The organism is Cupriavidus sp. H39 (assembly GCF_050271075.1).
GTDB lineage: Bacteria > Pseudomonadota > Gammaproteobacteria > Burkholderiales > Burkholderiaceae > Cupriavidus > Cupriavidus necator_B.
In genome coordinates this window covers 64,042-81,719 of the sequence record NZ_CP189846.1, presented here as the reverse complement: position 1 = coordinate 81,719, position 17,678 = coordinate 64,042, and the positions used below count along the sequence as shown (strand labels likewise).

Below are 17,678 nucleotides of genomic sequence, written 5' to 3'. Positions count from 1 at the left end.
ATCGACATGGCTTGGCGCACCGCGCTGTGCGCGGACGCCAGGCATCCAAGAGAGGATTGCATGAGCTTGCCTTCATCGCTGGCGTCGCGCCTGCGCTTGCCACTGATCGCCGCGCCGATGCTGCGCGTGTCCGGCCCGGAACTGGTGAGCGCCGCGTGCCGCAGCGGCGTCATCGGCGCGTTTCCGACGGTCAACGCCCGCAGCGCCGCGCAACTGGACGCCTGGCTTACCGAGATCAAGGCCCACTGCGCGGACGCGCCTGGCCCGACCGCGCCGGTCTGCCCGAATCTCATCATGCGCCGCCAGGCCACGCTGGATGAAGACCTGCAGGTCCTCATCCGCCACCGGGTGGAGATGGTCATCGCCAGCGTGGGTTCGCCCGAGGCGGTCATCCAGCCGCTGCACGATATCGGCTGCCTGGTGTTCGCCGACGTGGCTTCGATCCGCCATGCGGAGAAGGCGCTGGCGGCCGGGGCCGACGGCCTGGTGCTGCTTACGGCCGGGGCCGGCGGGCAGACCGGCTGGGCCAACCCGTTTGCCTTTGTGCGTGCCGTGCGGCAGATGTTTGACGGCCCCATCGTGCTGTCTGGCGGCATGTCCGACGGTGCCGCGCTGTGGGCGGCCCGCACGCTGGGCTGTGACCTGGGCATGATGGGCACACGCTTCATTGCCACGCGCGAAAGCCTGGGCGCGGACCGCTACAAGGCCATGCTTGTCGACAGCCGGCTCGATGACGTGTTGCTGACCCAGGCCTTCACCGGGCTGGACACCAATATGCTGCGCCCGTCCGTAATCGCCGCGGGGCTCGACCCGAAGTCGCTGGCTGGCCCGATCACACCGGAGCGGGCGGCCGAACTGTACAGCGAGCACCACAACGGCGGCCGCACGCCGCGCCGCTGGGTCGATATCTGGAGCGCGGGGCATTCGGTGTCAGGGGTCAATGCGGTGCAGGACGTGGCCGGGCTGGTGGACGCGCTTCTGACCCAGTACCGGGCCGCGCAGCAAGACACCACCGGTCTGCTGGCGACGGCCTGACGGCGGGACGACTACCGCGTACGCCTGCGCGAGTCCCAGGCCGGCGCTTCCCGACCGGTCCTGCCGTTCACTTCTGAAACATCCCTTTGCCCGATATGGCATCGAAGCTCACCTGGCTACCATCGGTGCAACGCGTCGGCAGCCAATGGCTGGCGGCAGGCACGTATTTACGCGGTCCAGGTGAATACGGACGAAGCACAACGGGGCGGGGGGCATGCCATGAAGCGGAAGATCACCGAAGACGTGATGGCGATCCAGAGCGGTTATCGCGAGTGGGTTCTTGACGGCGGCAAGGACGCGGCGCGGGGTGAAGCCTTGTTGCACGAACTAAAGGGCTGCCTCGCTGCGTTGTTCCGGGTGCCTGGCGAGCTGGCAGTGCTGCGCCAGGCCAAGGGAAGCTCGGGCCTGGAATTGACCGTGTTGCGGCCGGAGGGATGACAGCGGGGGCCGAACCCCGGGCCCGCAGTGCGGGACCATGCGGGACGACGGTCACGCGTCCCGCAGCCCCTGTCTTACCCGCAGGTCCCGTCCGCCACGCACAGGCCGTGCGCCACCATCTCGCCCATCAAGTCCATCGACGCCTGGTCGGCGATGGCTTCGCGCAGCGCTTCCAGCGCGGCATCGTGGGCATCGCCGGCATTGCCGGCTTGCAGCGGGGTGTCATGCCAGCGCCGCGGTGTGGCGGCGGGGTCGATATCGACCCCGGCACCTGCGGCCAGCGCAGCCAGCACGGCGTTCTCCGCTTCAGCCAGGGCTTCGGCCGACAGCCCCTTGGCGCTTGCCTCGCCGAAACTGTCGAAGGCCTGGACCGGCGGGCCGCCTGTCAGCTTCCACAGCGCCAGCTCGGTCAGCGGCGTGCAGTTCACGGTGCGCCCGCCCAGTACCAGGCCATGCAGCCGCTGGCGGTTCGGTTCGCCCTGCGCGAGGCCGCCTTCGCAGCGGACCATCAGCGCACCGTCCGATACGCCGGACAGGCGGAATACGCCGCTGGCATCGGCCGTTGCGTGGCGCACGTGCCCGTGCGCGTCGCGCAACTGCACGGTCGCGCCCGCCAGCGCCGCGCCGACCGCCGCGGTGCCGCTCACTTCCTGTGCCGGGTCATCCCCGCATGCCGCGACGGCGGCAACCCCGCATGCGAGCACGAGGTGGCGCCAGTGTCGAAGGTGCTTGCCCATGGTATCGGTGCTCAAGGGGCCAGGTTGGCCAGCTCGCGGCGCGAGCGGTTGAACAGGCCGCGCGCCAGCGGCGTCGGGCGGAAGTCGACATCGAGCGGCGAGATCGTGATGAACTTCGCCAGGAACGCAGGGGTCTCGGCAATCCGCGCGAGCGCAGCCGGTTCGGTCTCCGTCGCGCCCACGTCGATCGATACCGTGTTGTCGGGATTGCGCTTGTAGGCCGTGGTAAACGAGTCCACGGTGCCGGGAACGGTCAGGCGCACGCCCGCGGGCGTGCCGCCGGCGGTCACGGGGTAGTTGATGCTCAGCGGGTTGGCCACCGGCAGCAGCGGCTGGCCGGCGGCGCGGGTGGCTTCCAGGCTGGCGATCACGCGTGCCAGGAAGGCGCCGGCCTTGGGGAACGCGGCGAGCGTGCTGGGGAAGCCGGTGCGTGCCTCGGCAAAGTCCACCCCCACGCTCAGCGCGATGCCCGGCACGCCGCGGCGCGCGGCGAACAGCACGTTCATCACCGTGCCCGAATGCGGGATGGAGTCCGACAGGTTCTCGCCAAAGTTGGCGCCCGAGACCACCAGGTCCGGCGTGAAGCCGCTTTCCGGCGCGACGATCTTCAGGCCGATGGCGGTGGCGTCCACCGGCGAGCCGGTGCCAATGTATTCCGGGTTGGTGGCGTTGAGCGCGCCGCCCGCGACGAAGGTAGGCTTGACCCGGTGCACGCAGAAAGTCTCGGCGCTGCCTGCGAGCGGGTCGACCACCAGCCGGGTGCGGCCATCGGGCACGGCATAGGCAGCGCCCGAGCCGCTCTGGTTGATCGCCGGGCCGACCGTGATGACGCGGTGCCCGGCGTCCTGCAGGGCCTTGCGTACCGCGGCGATGCCAGGCGCGGCGCAGCCGTCGTCATTGGTCAGCAGGATATTGAGGGCATGGGCCGGGCTGGCCGCGGCGGCCAGTGCGATGGCGGCGATGGCGAGGCCTGCGCGCCGCGGGCGCGCACGAAGTCTGAGCATGGGAACCTGTCTCCTTTTCTTGTTGGTGATGAAAGCAGGCCCGGCTGCGCCGGGCCGAAACCGGGGCCGCCGCCGTTACGCCACCGGCAAGCCGCGCTCGCGCGCCAGCGTGATCGCCGTATCCTCGATCATGTCCTCCTGGCCGCCCACCAGCCGCTGCCGGCCCAGCTCGACCAGGATCTCGCGCGCGGGAATGCGGTACTTGGCCTCGGCGCGCTTGGCAAACAGCAGGAACGACGAATACACGCCGGCATAGCCCAGCGTGAGCGCGTCGCGGTCGATGCGGATGGGGTGGTCCATGATCGGCACCACCAGGTCCTCGGCCACGTCGGCAATGCGGAACACATCGACGCCGGTCTCGATGCCCATGCGCTCGCACACTGCCACCAGCACTTCCATCGGCGTATTGCCGGCACCAGCGCCCAGCCCCGCGGCCGCGGCATCGATGCGGGTGGCGCCGCAGGCGATCGCGGCGAGCGAATTGGCCACGCCCATGGCGAGGTTGTGGTGGCCGTGGAAGCCCAGCTCGGTCTCGGGGCGCAGCGCCTGGCGCACGGCGGTGAGCTTCTCGGTGACATCGTGCGGCAGCATGTGCCCGGCGGAATCGGTGATGTACAGGCAGTTGGCGCCGTAGCTTTCCATCAGCAGCGCCTGCTGCACCAGCATCTGCACCGGCGCCATGTGCGCCATCATCAGGAAGCCGACGGTATCCATGCCAAGCTTGCGCGCCATGCCGATATGCTGCTCCGAGACATCGGCCTCGGTGCAGTGCGTGGCCACGCGGATGGTATGCACGCCGATCTCGTGCGCCATGCGCAGGTGGTCGATGGTGCCGATGCCGGGCAGCAGCAGCGCCGACACGCGCGCCTGCTTCAGTTCGCCCAGTACCGCGCGCAGGTATTCCTCATCGCTGTGCGCGGGAAAGCCGTAGTTGACCGAGGCGCCGCCCAGGCCATCGCCGTGGGTGACTTCGATCAGCGGCACGCCCGCGGCATCGAGCCCGCGCGCGATGCTTTTCATCTGGTCCAGCGAAATCTGGTGGCGCTTCGGGTGCATGCCGTCGCGCAGGGTCATGTCATGCAGGGTGATGCGTTGGGTCATGGCCTGGCTCCTCAAGCGGTGGCGGTTGCGGGGCTGCCGGCGCGCATGGCGGCGGCGATGCATTCGGCGGTGCGGGCGGCGGAGGCGGTCATGATGTCGAGGTTGCCGGCATACTTCGGCAGGTAGTCGCCCAGGCCTTCTACCTCGAGGAAGATCGAGACGCGCTTGCCGTCGAACACCGGCCCGTTCTTCAGCGTGTAGCCGGGCACGTACTTGCGCACCTCGGCGATCATGGCGTGCACCGACGCGGTAATCGCGGCCACATCGGGCGCGTCTTCGGTCAGGCAGTGGATGGTGTCGCGCATGATCAGCGGCGGCTCGGCCGGGTTGATCACGATGATGGCCTTGCCCTGGCGCGCGCCGCCGACGGCTTCGATCGCGCCCGCCGTGGTGCGCGTGAATTCGTCGATATTGCGGCGCGTGCCGGGCCCGACCGAGCGCGACGACACCGTCGCCACGATCTCGCCATACGCTACCGGCTGCACGCGCGACACCGCGTACACCATGGGGATGGTGGCCTGCCCGCCGCAGGTCACCATGTTGACGTTCATCTCGTTGCTGCCGATATGGGCCTCGAGGTTGACCGGCGGCACGCAGAACGGCCCGATCGCCGCCGGCGTCAGGTCGATCACGCGCACGCCACGGGCGGTCAGCTTGGCCGAATGCTCGGCATGGACGTAGGCCGAGGTGGCATCGAAGGCGATGCGGATATCGTCGGCCTCCAGGTGCGGCAGCAGGCCGTCGATGCCGTCGCTGGTGGTCTTCAGGCCCAGTTCGCGCGCACGCGCCAGCCCTTCCGAGGACGGCTCGACGCCGACCATCCAGACCGGTTCGAGGATCTCGCTGCGGCGCAGCTTGTAGAGCAGGTCGGTGCCGATATTGCCGGGCCCGATCAGGGCACATCGGATCTTGTTCATGGGGTCTCGCGTGGCAAGGTCAGGGGTCAGGAGAACACGGCGGCACAGCCGCCGATGCCGGTGATATGCATGGACAGGCGGTCGCCGGCCTGCACGGGAATCAGTGCCGCCAGCGAGCCCGACAGGATGGTCTCGCCCGCCAGCAGCGGAATGCCGAAGCTGCCGAGCGTGTTGGCCAGCCAAGCCACCGCGTCGGCGGGGTGGCCCAGCGCGGCGCTGCCCGTGCCGGTGGCGACGCATTCGCCGTTCTTGTCCAGCGTCATCGCGCACGTGCCCAGGTCCAGCGCATGCGGGCTGACGCGTTCGTCGCCGAGCACATAGACGCCGCAAGAGGCGTTGTCGGCCACCGTATCCTCGATGCGGATGCGCCAGTCGCGGATGCGCGAATCGACGATCTCGAAGCAGGCCGCGACCGCTTCCGTGGCATCGAGCACATCGTCGCGCGTGACACCGGGCCCGCGCAGGTCGCGCCGCAGGAAGAAGGCGATCTCGCCCTCGGCGCGCGGCTGGATCAGCGACGCCGTGGGAATGGGCTGGCCCGCGGCGTAATGCATGCTTTGCAGCAGGATGCCGAAGTCGGGCTGGTGCACGTCCAGCATCTGCTGCACGGCGGCGCTGGTCACGCCGATCTTCTTGCCGGTGATGCGGTCGCCTGCGGCGAGCCGGTGGGCGATAAAGCCTTGCTGGATGCGGTAGGCAGCGCTGACATCGAGCGCCAGCCCGCGGCCGCTGAGCGGTGGCACCGGCGTGCGCGTGACCAGCGCGTGGTGGAGTTCGTTGCTGAGCGTGGTGATCAGGTCGGCGTTCATGGCAGGGAAGGGACGGTCCGCGCCGCCATGGCGGCGCGGACCGGGACCAGGGTCAGAAGGAGTACTTGGCGTTGAAGGCGACGTAGTCGCGGTCAGCCAGCGGCCGGTTGGCGATGTTGGCGCCGCCAATGAACGCGGCATAGGTCAGGTTGAGCTCCAGGTTGTTCAGGTACTTGAAGGTCAGCCCCACGCTGGCGCGCTTGTCGCTATAGCCCATCAGCGTGCCGAAGGCGCCGGCCACCGCCGACCTGCCGCTGAACTGCTGCGCGTAGGTGAACGGCACCGTCAGGTCCCAGCCATCGAACACGTTGTTGTAGGTCAGCGACCAGCCAAGCTGAAATGCCGCCGAATTGCGCGTATTCGTCAGCTGGCTGAAGCCCATCACCGGATCCACGCTCAGCACGTGCAGGTAGGAGATTTCACCCAGCAGCGACTGCGAATTGGCGAGGAAGGTCGGGCCCACCGAGTAGATGGCGGACAGGTTGCCCTGCAGCGCCTTGCCGCGCGAGGCCGTGGGCGAACCGGCCACGTCCACCAGCATCGGTATGCCGTCCTTGTAGCTGACTTCGCCGGCCACGTTGGCACCCAGCACTTGCGTGGAAAAGCTGGCGCCAGTCAGGTTGATGCCGCCGAAGAACTTCTGCTGGTACTGCAGCGTGGGAAAGAGCGAGGTGACCACGCTCGGGTTCTTGTCGTGGTAGCGCAGCTGGTAGAGCCCGACCTCGGTGTCTTCGAACACGCGGAAGCGGGCACCGACACCCCACTGGCCCCAGTCGGACGGGCGGATGTCCGGGCCGCGCGGGATGTTGAAGCCGGGCCCGATGATGAATTCGGCGCCAGGACCGACCACGTCGGTGGTGCTGAAATAGCTGCCCGGGGCGAACATCTGGTTCGGCTTGTAGGTGAACTGGTAATAGCCCATCACGCTGAACGACGGCGTCACCTGCAGCTGCAGCGAGGCTTGCGGCACCGGCAGCAGGATGTCCTTGACCTCGGCGCCCGGAACGAAGGCCTTGGTCGCATCGGCGGGCCCTTGCGCGCCGGCGATGTTGGCGAAGAACAGGCTTTCGCCCCACGCCACCACCTGGTTGCCCAGCTTGAAGCTCAGCTGCGTGCCGCCGATCGGGGTGGCGCCGTAGACGTAGGCGTCGAGCAGCTGCGCGCGGTGCTCGTGGTAGTCGCGCGCGGAGCCGGTGAACTGGTTGAACGGGCCGCTGTGGTTGACCGTGAAGGGCGCGTTGTTCGAGTTGGTGCCGCTGTAGGCCCAGTCCTGGAACACGCTGCCGCGCAGCAGCGCGCCGAAGGCATTGTGCTTGAGATGGGCTTCGCCCAGCAGCGAGACGCGGTTGGCGATCAGGTCGCCGCGCTTGAAGTTGCGGTCGCCGTCGTCGCCGTTGATATTGGCCGGGCTCAGCAGCGCGTCGCTCTGGCGGCCGGTGCGCAGCGCCGCGCCGTAGGAGGCGGTGACGCTGTAGTCGAGCGTGGTGTCGTGGCCCAGGTCGACGGTATCGCCGGCGCGCGCGGGCTGCGCGAGCAGCGCGGCCAGCGCTGTCAGGGCCGCGGCCGCGGCGATGGGCCGCAGCCGGTTGCGGCGCGGCAGTGGCCCGCGTGTTGGTTGGTGCATGGTGGTCTCCCCGTGGTATCGGTGTTGGTTCATTGCCTGGCACTTCGATCGGCGCTCGCCTGGACGAGAAGCGTAGAGAGGGGGAGCCACGCACAAATCGGCAGAACGGACTAGGCGGTTTCCCTACGGGCAACGGCTCAGCCGCGGTTGACCGAGGCCGCGTCGAGAAAGGCCGGCCGCTCGCCGCCGCCATCGATCACGAGATTGGCGCCGCTTACGTACGCGGCCTGCGGCGACGCCAGGAACAGGCAGGCGGCGGCGATGTCATCCGGCAGCGCCAGCCGGCCCAGCGGCACCGTCGCCGCCATGCTGCGCAGCGCCGCCGGGTCGCCGTAGTGCTGCTGCTGCGAGGTATCGGTCAGCACCATGCCCGGGCTGACCGCGGCCACGCGCACGCGGGGCGCCCATTCCACCGCGAGCGTGCGCACCGCGTTGAGGATGCCGGCCTTGGCGGCGCCGTAGGCGGCGGTGCCGGGCGAAGGGCGCAGCGCGCTGACGCTGCCGACGAACAGCTGGACGCCGCCGCCGGCCTGTTGCTGCATGCGCGCATTGACGCGCTGGGCGAGCTGCAGCGGCGCCACCAGGTTGAGCCGGATCACCGACTCGAGCAGCCGCGGCGAGGCCTCGGCAACCAGCGCGAACGGGGCGCCGCCGGCGTTGTGGATCACCACGTCCAGGGTTGGGCTCGCCTGCGCGATCCGCGCCAGCATCGCGTCGGCCTGTTCGAGGTCGCGGATGTCCGCGGCAATGAAGCGGGCGCGGTGGCCGTCCGCGGCCGGCAGCTCGCTGTCGTCGGCGGGCGCGGTGCGTCCGCACACGAAGACCTGCGCGCCGGTGCGCAGGAAGGCTTCGCTGATGGCGCGGCCGATGCCGCGCATGCCGCCGGTGACCAGCACGGTCTGGCCGGTGTAATGGAATCCTGCGGATCCTGTCATGGGTTTTCCCCCCGTTCGATGCATGGAGCGCCCATCGTAGGAGAAGTGGCCCGGCGGCTCGTAGTCCGAATGAACGATGCCCGCGGCGTTGGCGCTGCGCAAGATGCTGGGCAAACCAAGGGAGACGCCCTCATGTCCGCTACCTCGCCGCACCCGTCCTCGCCATCCGCCACGCCGGCCTCGCTGCACCCCAGCCTGCCGGTGGGGCGCTTCATCACCACCGCCACGGGCCTGCGCCTGCACTGCCTGGACACCGGCGCGGGCGAGCCGGTGGTCTTTATCCATGGCAGCGGGCCGGGCGCGAGCGGGCACAGCAACTTCCGCCACAACGTGCCGGCGTTCGGCGCGGCGGGCTACCGCACCGTGGTGGTGGACCTGCCGGGCTACGGGCTGTCGTCCAAGCCGGACGACGTCGAGTACACGCTGGACTTCTTCGTCGCCGCGCTGCGCGCGCAGCTGCTGGCGCTGGAACTGCCGCGCTGCGTGCTGGTGGGCAACTCGCTGGGCGGGGCGATCGCGCTGCAATACGCGCTGGATTACCCCGAGCATGTCAGCCGCCTGGTGATGATGGCGCCCGGCGGCGTCGAAGAGCGCGAGACCTATTTCGAGATGCCTGGCATCCAGCGCATGGTGTCGCTGTTCACCGGCGGCCATATGAACCCGGACACCATGCGGCAGCTGCTGCAGTTGCTGGTGCACGACGCCAGCCTGGTCACCGACGCGCTGGTCGACGAGCGCATGGCGGTCTGCCGCGAGCAGCCGCGCGAGGTGCTGGCCACCATGAAGGTGCCCAACCTGACCGCGCGGCTGGGTGAAATCCGCTGCCCGGTGCTGGGTTTCTGGGGTACCGAGGACCAGTTCAATCCCGCCTCGGGCGCGGCGAAATTCCTGAGCGGCTGCGCCAATGCGCGCTTCGTCATGATCAATCGCTGCGGCCACTGGGTGATGGTCGAGCACGCGGCCTATTTCAATCGCGAATGCCTGGGCTTCCTGGGCGATACCGCGCCGGACGGCGCGGCATAATTGGCCCGCACGCCCACAAGACAAAACCAAGGAGACATCATGGAATACCCGTATGACCTGTTCGGCCTGCATGGCAAGGTGGCGGCCATCACCGGCGCGGCGCGAGGCATCGGCGCCGAGACCGCGCGCGTGCTGGCGGCGGCGGGTGCCAGGGTGGCCGTGCTCGACCTGCTGGAAGCCGACGGCAAGGCGACTGCCGAAGCCATCTGCGCCGCAGGCGGCGAGGCCGCGTTCTGGCAGCTCGACGTCACCCGCGAAAGCGACGTGGCACGCGCGTTCGGCGAGATCGCCGAGCGTTTCGGCGGCCTCGGCATCCTGGTGAACAACGCCGGCATCGAAGGGCCCAATGCGCCCACCCATGAACTGCCGCTGGAGCAATGGCAGCAGGTGATGGCGGTGAACGTGACCGGCACCTTCCTGTGCACCAAGCACGCCATCGCGCATATGGAGCGTGCTGGCGGCGGCGCCATCGTCAACGTGTCGTCGATGTACGGCATCGCCGGCGGGCCGGACGTGCCGCCTTATCACGCGTCGAAGGCGGCGGTGCGGATGATGGCCAAGACCGACGCGCTGCTGTATGCCGGCAAGGGCATTCGCGCCAACTCGATCCATCCCGGCTTTATCCGTACGCCGATGCTCGAGCACGTGGCCCAGGCCTCGGGGCAGGGCGAGGCGCTGTTCGATTACCTGGGCGGGCAGACGCCCGCGGGCAAGGTAGGCCAGCCGCGCGACATCGCCGCGGGCATCCTGTACCTGGTGTCCGACGCCGGACGCTATGTCACCGGGGCCGAACTGGTGATCGACGGCGGCTACACCGCACGCTGAAGCCCACGATCAGGAGAATCCCATGCCCCATGGCCCCGATAGCGCCGCGATGAAGGCGACGCTGCTCGCCTATGTCGAGCGCTTCAATGCCGGCGACGCGCAGGGCGTTGTCGCGCTCTATGCCGACGACGCCACCGTGGAAGACCCGGTCGGCGCGCAGTCGATCGCCGGCAAGCCGGCCATCCTGGCGTTCTACCAGCACGCCACCGCGCTGGGCGCGCGGCTGGAGGTGGTGGCGCCGCCGCGTGGCTCGCACGGCAATGCCGCGGCGCTGACCTTCGCCGTGCATGCCCGGCTGGAAGGGCGGCCCGCGCGCATCGACGTGACCGATATCATGACCTTCGGCGACGATGGCCGCATCCGCAGCATGCGCGCGCACTGGGGCCCGGACGACGTGCATTTCCTGTAAGCGCGCTGCGCCGATGGCCCGCCACACCCGCGAGGATGCCGCCGCCACGCGCGCGCGCATCCTGGCCAGCGCGCAGCAGCTGATGCGCCAGCGCGGCCTGCACTGCGTCACCGTCGACGACGTGGCCCGCGCCATCGGCATGACGCGCGGCGCCGTCTATGGGCACTTCCGTTCCCGCGCCGAATTGCTGGGCGCACTGTTGTGCTGCGCCGAAGCCGACTTCGCCGCGCGGCTCGCGCCGCTGACGCAGGGGGGCGACGGCACTGGCACGCACGCGCTGGAACAGGCGCTTTCCGCCTTGCTCAGCGACGACGAGCTTGCCCGCCATGTCAGCCTGATCGCGGCGCTGCTGCAGCACAAGTGCGGCGACGCCTGCGAGCTTTGTCCGCTGCGCGAGCGCGTGCTGCGCGGCGCCGAAGCGCTGCGCGCGGCGTTCGCGATGCTGCTGCCGGCGCCCGGCCTCGCCGGCCTGCTGCTGGCCCACCTGTGGGGCCTGCTGGGCGCGCATGCCATGCACCTGGCGCCATCCGGCCTGTCTGGCAGCGCCGCCGCGCTGGCCCGGCTGTACCAGGGCAATCCGGCGCTTGCCGCCACCCCGGAGGCCGGTCGATCCGCTGCTACTTCCAACCCCGCCCTGATGCGGGATACCCCTTAGTCTGCTCGGACGAAGAGATCCGGCGCGCCGCTGACTACGATGCTTTCAACACCTCGGATAACAGCGGGGCAAGCGGAGGAGACAGCGATGAAGCGGCTCGGATTTCGTTGGGCGGCGGGCCTGGCCGGGGCCGGCGCCGCCATGGGCGTGGCCTGGGGGCTGGCAGTGGATGCCGGCCAGGACCACCGGCCTGCCGTTACACTGCCCGCCGCCGAAGCCTCGGTGGAGCGCTGCGACGACGCCTGCGTGCGCAGCCGTGGCGCCGCGGCGCTGCTGGTGCTGAGCCAGCGTCCGCCACAGTAAAGGCAGATCGGCCCGTTGTCCGGGCGATCTGATCCGGGCTCAGCCGCGCGCGGCCTCCCGTTGCGCGTGGAGTGCTTCCGCGCGCGCCTTGACGTCGCGTGCCACCTGGTCGAATCCCTGTTTCACCCAGGCGCCGTGCTCGCGCATGATGGTCTCGGCATTCAGGCCCAGGAACAGGTCGGTGGTGAAGTAGCGGCTTCGTCCCGGACCGATCGCTTCCAGGTACTGGTCGCGCCGGGCGGCGTCCTTGTTCGCGTCGGTGGGGCGCTGCTCCCACGACAGCAGCCGCTCCGGCTCCCATGCCACCAGATGCTCGTTGACGGGAATCACCTGGTCGGTGCCGGGAATGCGCACCTGCATGTGCACCATGTCGCCGAGCCGCCCGGTGGTCTCCAGGCCGGGGCAGAACGTGTTCCATTCGCCGTAGCGCGCAAAGTCGGTCAGCACTTCCCACACCAGCGCTACCGGCGCATCGATCTCCACCTGGATCGACGTCACCAGATTCTCGGCCTTGGCCATGGTCTCCTCCTTCATCAAAGTCATTGGGAAAGGAAACACTAGAGCCATCCGCCCGCGCCTCGCATACCCCGAACGGACGAGTCCGGGTGGACGAAGGCGAGGCCGTCGCGGTGATGCACATTGAACTCCGGCCCCGCGTTCGCGCTGTCCGGCGGCGGCGACCCGCCGCGGGGCCGCATTCTCCATCTGCTGTGAGCTTGGTGCCGGCCATCGGCGATGGCCGGCATTTTTTCGGGATTCCGGCGGGGCAGTGGCCCTGGACTTCCGGGCCGGAGGCTTCGGTTGCAGGGTGAAGATCAGAGTGGCCTCCACCGCCGGGCACGCGGGGCGCAGGGCAAGATCCCGCGCGTTGCGGCGCATCGCCCTCAGCGTTTCATCCCGGACACATACTTTTGCCGGTCCATTTGGCGGGCCCTGGCTGGCGCTGACCGATCACCGGTTTCGGCGCGCCTGGACTGTTTTTCCAACCTCAGACTTGCGTCGCTGGCTACCGCTCGCCAGCGCGCTGCGGGCGGCATTGTCAATGGCTGAAGGCCTTGTCAGGCAAAGCTCTGCAGGGTTCCGCGGGAGCGCGGCGCTGGCCGTTTCTTGCTTCGCGCCGGCGCGCCGGACACCTTGCAGAAGCCCGGACGTAGTGCCATGCCATCAGCGCCGCAACGGCGTTGCTTCGATCGGGCGGCTCATCCATAGGGCCGATTTTCCATTCCATTTCCGCCAACTAGATTGGGTTCATCGATGGCGCTTCGAAGCCGTCGACCATTACGACCGAAGAGTCCGCGGAAGGGGAGCCCATGAAAATCGCCCGCATCAAACTGGCCGCCGTGCCATTCGCCTGCCTTGTCATCACGCTCGCCGGATGCGGCGGGGGCGGAGGGGGCGACTCGACCTCTGCCGGCGCCGCCGCAAGCCCGGGCACTTCGACAGGCACGTCGCCCGCCACGCCCACCACACCCACCGCTCCGTCCGCGCCCGCCCCGGCTGCGGCCGCCAGCAGTGCCATGCTGTCTGGCACCACCGATCCGGGGCCCGGGATCGGCAAAGACGGTGACTACTACCTGAATACCGTGACGTGGATGATGTTCGGTCCGAAGGCCAATGGCGTGTGGCCCGCAGGGGTTTCGCTGGCGGGTCCGGGAGGCAATACCGGCGCGGCCGGCAACACCATCCTGTCCGGCTCGGTGGATCCGACCGGCGGGGTCGGCAACAACGGCGATTACTACATCAACACCTCCACCTCGACCCTGTTCGGCCCCAAGGCGAACGGCACCTGGCCCGCCGGCGTGCCGCTCGGCAGCGCCACCGGCTCGCCGCCACCGAGCGGCGGCGCGGTGCTGACCGGAGCCGGCGCGCCCGCAAACAGCCTCGGCAACAACGGCGACTACTACCTCGACACCACCACCTGGACGCTGTACGGGCCGAAGGCCGATGGCGCGTGGCCGGCAGGGGTCACGCTGACCAGTGGGTCGGGCGGCACCGGTGGCACGGGCGGCACGGGTGGCACCACGGTCGGCAATGGCGGCCATGTCCTGTACGGCAGCGGCGCACCGACCGACAACATCGGCGAGAATGGCGACTTCTATTTCGACACCACGACGTGGACGATGTACGGGCCCAAGCAGGACGGCAAGTGGCCAACGTCGGGAGTGACCATGGCCAACGGCACCGTCTACAACGGCAACTTCAACGTGCCGGATTCGCTCAGCCGCGGCCGCTATGCCATGACCGGCGCCGGCGGTGCGGTACCGTTGCCGTCTGACTTCGGGGTCGTGATTCCCTACGATTGCACGCGCGTCACGCTCACGGCGAGCACGCTGGGCAAGGTGCAGGGCACGCTCGATATCTCGGTGCACAAGGTGACCGGCTCCGGTGCGTCGGTGACGCTTACACCGGTCAAGGACCTGAACTGCAAGGTCACCAATGGCCAGCAGTCTTGCAGCCAGGAGGTGGCGGTCGGGACGGTCACCCATGGCGACAAGCTCCAGGTACAGGTGGACAACAACCAGGCCACCGATTGGGGCGGCCTTGCCGTGAACCTTGCCTGCGTCAAATAGGCCGACAGGATGGCGGCGGGCATGGTCTGCCGCCGCCAACTACACCACTCGGAGTTCCCACAGCGCATCCAGTACGTGTTGGGTGGAGCGTTCAACGTACCCCGCACGATGCGCGATGCCGAGCCGACGCCATAACGCCGGGCGCAGCGGACGCATGACGATGCGCTTGTCCGGCAGTGGCGTGGTGGCCTCGTGGGGCAACAGCGCCGCGCCGTAACCCGCCGCGACCAGACTCTTGATAGCGTCGTTGTAGTTGAGCTGAATGCGTGGTGCGGGATGGTGCCCCGCGGCCGCGAACCACTCGGCAGTCTGACGCGAGAGGCGTGTGGTCGCGTCATTGAGAATCAGCGGCTGGGCGGCGAGCCATTCCGGCGTGACGCGGGCCGGGCACTGCCAATGCGCCGGCACGAAGGCCATCACGGGGTCGCGGCGCCAGGGCTTTATCACTAGTCCTGCCACCGGCGGCTGAGGCAGTGCAACCAGCCCGATATCCAGCGCGCCGTCCGCGAGTCGGGACAGAGTTTCCTGCGAAGTAAGGACCGCAATCTGAATGTCGATGGCGGGATGCTGCTGGCGCAGCACCTCGAGCGCCTGTGGCAGCAGGTGCGCGATCGCGCCAGTCGACGCACCGAGCCGGGCGCGCCCTTCGAGCCCCTCCACTTGTCGTTGAATATCGTCCAGCGCCTGCTCCGCATCGGCCAGCAGCCGACGCCCGCGCTCCACCAGCACCTCGCCGATCGCCGACGGCCTTACCTGTCCGCGTTTGCGCGACAGCAGCGGTGCCCCGATGCGGTGTTCCAGTTCAGCGATGTGGAGACTGACCGTGGGCGGCGCAAGGTGCAAGGCACGCGCTGCCCCGGCGAATGAACCATGGTCGGCAATGGCGACCAGCGTGCGCAGGCGGTCCAGGCTGATCTCTCGCATGTCGGCTCCCGGTTCAGTAAAGCTGAATATCAAGGTTGTGAAATTCAACTTTCCCTATTCTAGCGGTCCATGGAAGATTGGGGCTCCTTCGACGTGTTACCCCTTCAGTCACCGGAGTATTCCTCGCATGCGCTCTCCCCTGGTTTTCATCGACGGCGACCAAGGCACCACCGGGTTGCAGATCCACGAACGGCTGCGCGGGCGGACCGACCTCAGGCTGTTCACGCTTGGCGCGTCGGAACGCAAGGACCCACGGCGTCGCGCGGAAGCCATCAATGCCTGCGACATCGCCATCCTGTGTTTGCCCGATGCCGCCGCACGCGAGGCGGTGAACGCCATCGTCAATCCCGCGGTCAGGGTGATCGACGCAAGTTCCGCCCACCGCACGCATCCGGACTGGACCTATGGCTTTCCGGAAATGGCACCGGGACAGGCGGCGCGCATCGCGAACGCACGACGGGTCACCAATCCCGGCTGCTATCCGACCGGTGCGATTGGCCTGTTGCGTCCCCTGGTGCAGGCCGGGCTTGTCCCAGCCAGCTACCCCGTCAGCATGCATGCGGTGTCTGGCTATTCCGGGCGCGGGCGTGCCGGCGTGGAAGAGCACGAGGGGCCGGATGCCGTCAGCGCGCCGGCATTCCAGGTGTATGGCCTGGAACTCGCGCACAAGCATCCCCCGGAGATCCAGCAGCACGCCGGGCTCGTGCATCGTCCCATCTTCGTTCCCGCGTATGGTGCGTTCCGCCAGGGCATCGTGCTGACGGTGCCGCTCGCGTTGCGGCTGCTGGCCCCCAACGTGGACGGCGCCACGCTGCACGCCTGCCTCGCGCGCCACTATGCCGGGGCGGCTCATGTACGTGTCGTACCGTTGGACGAATCGCGTGATTTAAAGCATCTGGATCCGCAAGCGCTGAACGGTACTAACGACATGCACCTAAGCGTTTTTCCTAACATGGAACACGGGCACGTCCTGCTGTCCGCGGTCTTCGACAATCTGGGCAAAGGCGCATCCGGCGCCGCGGTTCAGAACCTGAACCTGATGCTCGCGCAGCAATAGTGTCCGAGTGCGTGAGCTGGAGGTCGGCCGCCTTACGCATCCACCCTAAACCCTGGCGCACTTGATGACCGTATCGAGCGTGCGAGTGGTGATATCCCTCCCGAACGAGCGCTCCAGCAGGCTCATGAACACCGGGCCTTTCTTCGGGTCAGGCACGTAGGCGCTGAAGACCTCCGTGGCCCTGGCCTTGACGATGCTTGCGCCGTCACGCTCGATGGGCAGCTTCACGTCTAGCGGCACCGGGCTGCGTAAAAAGGTAACCACCCGCTTAGCTGAAGGCGCAAGGCTGTACTCGGCGAACGGGTCCGCGTCGATGAGGTCCTGGAGATAGCGAACCGGCCGGACGAAGGTGTCGAAGCTGCGGCCCAGTTCCGATTGCATTGCCTTCTCGGCGCGCCGCTCCAGGCTGGCCAGTGACGATGATCGCGCATTGAACACGACGTTTCCGCTGGAGAGCAAGGTTTTCACTTCGGAGAAGCCCGCCGCCTCGAAGCAGCGCTTGAGTTCGGGCATCCGGGCGTTCATCGGGCTGACGCCGCGAAGAAAGGCAACGTATCGGGACATGGCTATCTCGTCATGGCTGGCGGGGCGACCGCAACAGCGTCGGCCCACTATTGCGTTCCTGGGGATGGCAAGCTTCAGCCGGCCGCGCCTGGCAACGCATGGCGTGCAAGGAACCGATCCAATTGGCCAGCGAACGCCTTGCCATCCTGTGCGGCGTACGGCGCCGGGCCGCCGGTATCGATGCCGGCACTGCGGAGCTGTTCCATCACCTCACGCATCGTCAGGCGCTCCTGGATATTCTCCGGGCTAAACCAGATTCCTCGCGGATCGAGCACGTAAGCGCCCTTGTCAAGGGCCGCCGCCGCAAGAGGTATGTCCGCCGTAATCACGAGGTCACCGCTGCTGGCAAGTTCGACGATGCGGTCATCCGCGGCATCGAAACCCGCCGGCACTTGCAGTGCCTTGATAAAGCGGGACGGCGGCGTGCGCAGGTACTTGTTCGCTACCAGCGTGACGCACACTTCGACGCGCTGCGCGGCCCGATACAGCATTTCCTTGACGACGACCGGACAGGCGTCTGCGTCAACCAGTACTTGCATTGCGGTATTTCCAGTTGGGGAGCGAACGCTCATATTACTGCCTGGGAGCGTTTCGATGGGACGGCCGTCATCTCCAGTTACTTCAAGAAAAGCTGAACACCCATCTTTCGTTCATAGAAACGGGCGAGATCTCCATCTGGCGCTGTCTGCGTCAACCGGAGCGTTGGTCTGGCGGTTGACTTAGGGGGAAAGTGCTTGCAGACCCGTCA

22 protein-coding genes are annotated in these 17,678 nt (G+C 68.1%); 10 read left to right on the top strand and 12 right to left on the bottom strand.

The window, feature by feature from the left end; all coding sequences use genetic code 11:
* Positions 1–60: 60 nt before the first annotated feature.
* Entirely contained in the window at positions 61–1,035 is a 975-nt protein-coding gene (locus ACOCMH_RS00865) for an NAD(P)H-dependent flavin oxidoreductase (RefSeq protein ID WP_427307308.1), read from the top strand.
* A gap of 219 nt (positions 1,036–1,254) precedes the next feature.
* Positions 1,255–1,473: a hypothetical protein gene (locus tag ACOCMH_RS00860; RefSeq protein WP_427307307.1), complete on the top strand. Its 219-nt coding sequence runs from the start codon at positions 1,255–1,257 to the stop codon at positions 1,471–1,473.
* 74 nt (positions 1,474–1,547) lie between these two features.
* Here ACOCMH_RS00860 and ACOCMH_RS00855 read toward each other — a convergent pair whose 3' ends face one another.
* The 7 genes from ACOCMH_RS00855 to ACOCMH_RS00825 all read right to left on the bottom strand — a co-directional run bounded on the left by ACOCMH_RS00855 (position 1,548) and on the right by ACOCMH_RS00825 (position 8,624).
* Positions 1,548–2,210 (bottom strand): hypothetical protein, encoded by a 663-nt coding sequence (locus ACOCMH_RS00855; RefSeq protein ID WP_427307306.1) that lies wholly within the window; start codon positions 2,208–2,210, stop codon positions 1,548–1,550.
* An 11-nt stretch (positions 2,211–2,221) separates the two neighbouring features.
* Positions 2,222–3,214: a 5'/3'-nucleotidase SurE gene (surE, locus tag ACOCMH_RS00850; protein WP_427307305.1), complete on the bottom strand. Its 993-nt coding sequence runs from the start codon at positions 3,212–3,214 to the stop codon at positions 2,222–2,224.
* Between the two features lie 75 nt (positions 3,215–3,289).
* Positions 3,290–4,315: a 4-hydroxy-2-oxovalerate aldolase gene (gene dmpG / locus ACOCMH_RS00845; RefSeq protein WP_427307304.1), complete on the bottom strand. Its 1,026-nt coding sequence runs from the start codon at positions 4,313–4,315 to the stop codon at positions 3,290–3,292.
* Positions 4,316–4,326: 11 nt separating this feature from the next.
* Positions 4,327–5,232 carry an acetaldehyde dehydrogenase (acetylating) gene (locus tag ACOCMH_RS00840; protein WP_427307303.1) on the bottom strand — a complete coding sequence of 302 codons (906 nt, stop codon included), beginning with the start codon at positions 5,230–5,232 and terminating at the stop codon, positions 4,327–4,329.
* 26 nt (positions 5,233–5,258) lie between these two features.
* Entirely contained in the window at positions 5,259–6,041 is a 783-nt protein-coding gene (gene dmpE, locus ACOCMH_RS00835) for a 2-oxopent-4-enoate hydratase (RefSeq protein ID WP_427307302.1), read from the bottom strand.
* Between the two features lie 52 nt (positions 6,042–6,093).
* Entirely contained in the window at positions 6,094–7,665 is a 1,572-nt protein-coding gene (locus ACOCMH_RS00830) for a DUF1302 domain-containing protein (RefSeq protein ID WP_427307301.1), read from the bottom strand.
* Positions 7,666–7,802: 137 nt separating this feature from the next.
* Entirely contained in the window at positions 7,803–8,624 is an 822-nt protein-coding gene (locus ACOCMH_RS00825; protein ID WP_427307300.1) for an SDR family oxidoreductase, read from the bottom strand.
* Between the two features lie 108 nt (positions 8,625–8,732).
* Between ACOCMH_RS00825 and ACOCMH_RS00820 the strand changes: the two genes are divergently transcribed.
* From ACOCMH_RS00820 to ACOCMH_RS00800, 5 genes are all read left to right on the top strand, one after another.
* The gene (locus ACOCMH_RS00820; RefSeq protein ID WP_427307299.1) at positions 8,733–9,623 is read left to right on the top strand and encodes an alpha/beta fold hydrolase; all 891 of its coding nucleotides are present in this window, start codon (positions 8,733–8,735) and stop codon (positions 9,621–9,623) included.
* 39 nt (positions 9,624–9,662) lie between these two features.
* Positions 9,663–10,448, top strand: coding sequence for an SDR family NAD(P)-dependent oxidoreductase (locus tag ACOCMH_RS00815; RefSeq protein WP_427307298.1), 786 nt, complete (start codon positions 9,663–9,665; stop codon positions 10,446–10,448).
* Between the two features lie 22 nt (positions 10,449–10,470).
* Positions 10,471–10,857, top strand: a complete 387-nt coding sequence (locus tag ACOCMH_RS00810) for a nuclear transport factor 2 family protein (protein ID WP_427307297.1) — start codon at positions 10,471–10,473, stop codon at positions 10,855–10,857.
* Between the two features lie 13 nt (positions 10,858–10,870).
* Positions 10,871–11,512: a TetR family transcriptional regulator gene (locus tag ACOCMH_RS00805; RefSeq protein WP_427307296.1), complete on the top strand. Its 642-nt coding sequence runs from the start codon at positions 10,871–10,873 to the stop codon at positions 11,510–11,512.
* Between the two features lie 87 nt (positions 11,513–11,599).
* A complete protein-coding gene (locus tag ACOCMH_RS00800) occupies positions 11,600–11,815 on the top strand; it encodes a hypothetical protein (RefSeq protein WP_427307295.1) in 216 nt (71 codons plus the stop codon).
* Positions 11,816–11,854: 39 nt separating this feature from the next.
* On the opposite strand, the gene ACOCMH_RS00795 is transcribed toward ACOCMH_RS00800, so the two are convergent.
* Both ACOCMH_RS00795 and ACOCMH_RS00790 read right to left on the bottom strand, forming a co-directional pair.
* The gene (locus ACOCMH_RS00795; protein ID WP_427307294.1) at positions 11,855–12,334 is read right to left on the bottom strand and encodes an SRPBCC domain-containing protein; all 480 of its coding nucleotides are present in this window, start codon (positions 12,332–12,334) and stop codon (positions 11,855–11,857) included.
* A gap of 718 nt (positions 12,335–13,052) precedes the next feature.
* Positions 13,053–13,334: a hypothetical protein gene (locus ACOCMH_RS00790; RefSeq protein WP_427307293.1), complete on the bottom strand. Its 282-nt coding sequence runs from the start codon at positions 13,332–13,334 to the stop codon at positions 13,053–13,055.
* Between ACOCMH_RS00790 and ACOCMH_RS00785 the strand changes: the two genes are divergently transcribed.
* Complete coding sequence (locus tag ACOCMH_RS00785) at positions 13,333–14,385, top strand: hypothetical protein (protein WP_427307292.1); 1,053 nt, start codon at positions 13,333–13,335, stop codon at positions 14,383–14,385. The genes ACOCMH_RS00790 and ACOCMH_RS00785 overlap by 2 nt on opposite strands.
* A 39-nt stretch (positions 14,386–14,424) precedes the next feature.
* On the opposite strand, the gene ACOCMH_RS00780 is transcribed toward ACOCMH_RS00785, so the two are convergent.
* Entirely contained in the window at positions 14,425–15,309 is an 885-nt protein-coding gene (locus ACOCMH_RS00780; protein WP_427308456.1) for a LysR family transcriptional regulator, read from the bottom strand.
* 127 nt (positions 15,310–15,436) lie between these two features.
* Here ACOCMH_RS00780 and argC point away from each other — a divergent pair, with 127 nt between their 5' ends.
* Positions 15,437–16,366, top strand: a complete 930-nt coding sequence (gene argC / locus ACOCMH_RS00775; protein WP_427307291.1) for an N-acetyl-gamma-glutamyl-phosphate reductase — start codon at positions 15,437–15,439, stop codon at positions 16,364–16,366.
* A gap of 45 nt (positions 16,367–16,411) precedes the next feature.
* Here argC and ACOCMH_RS00770 read toward each other — a convergent pair whose 3' ends face one another.
* A complete protein-coding gene (locus ACOCMH_RS00770; protein ID WP_427307290.1) occupies positions 16,412–16,930 on the bottom strand; it encodes a DUF1697 domain-containing protein in 519 nt (172 codons plus the stop codon).
* A 74-nt stretch (positions 16,931–17,004) separates the two neighbouring features.
* Complete coding sequence (locus ACOCMH_RS00765) at positions 17,005–17,469, bottom strand: YaiI/YqxD family protein (RefSeq protein WP_427307289.1); 465 nt, start codon at positions 17,467–17,469, stop codon at positions 17,005–17,007.
* On the opposite strand from ACOCMH_RS00765, the gene ACOCMH_RS00760 reads away from it, so the two are divergent.
* Positions 17,469–17,648: a DUF6572 domain-containing protein gene (locus tag ACOCMH_RS00760; protein WP_427307288.1), complete on the top strand. Its 180-nt coding sequence runs from the start codon at positions 17,469–17,471 to the stop codon at positions 17,646–17,648. The two genes, ACOCMH_RS00765 and ACOCMH_RS00760, sit on opposite strands and share 1 nt — an antisense overlap.
* Positions 17,649–17,678 lie beyond the last annotated feature (30 nt).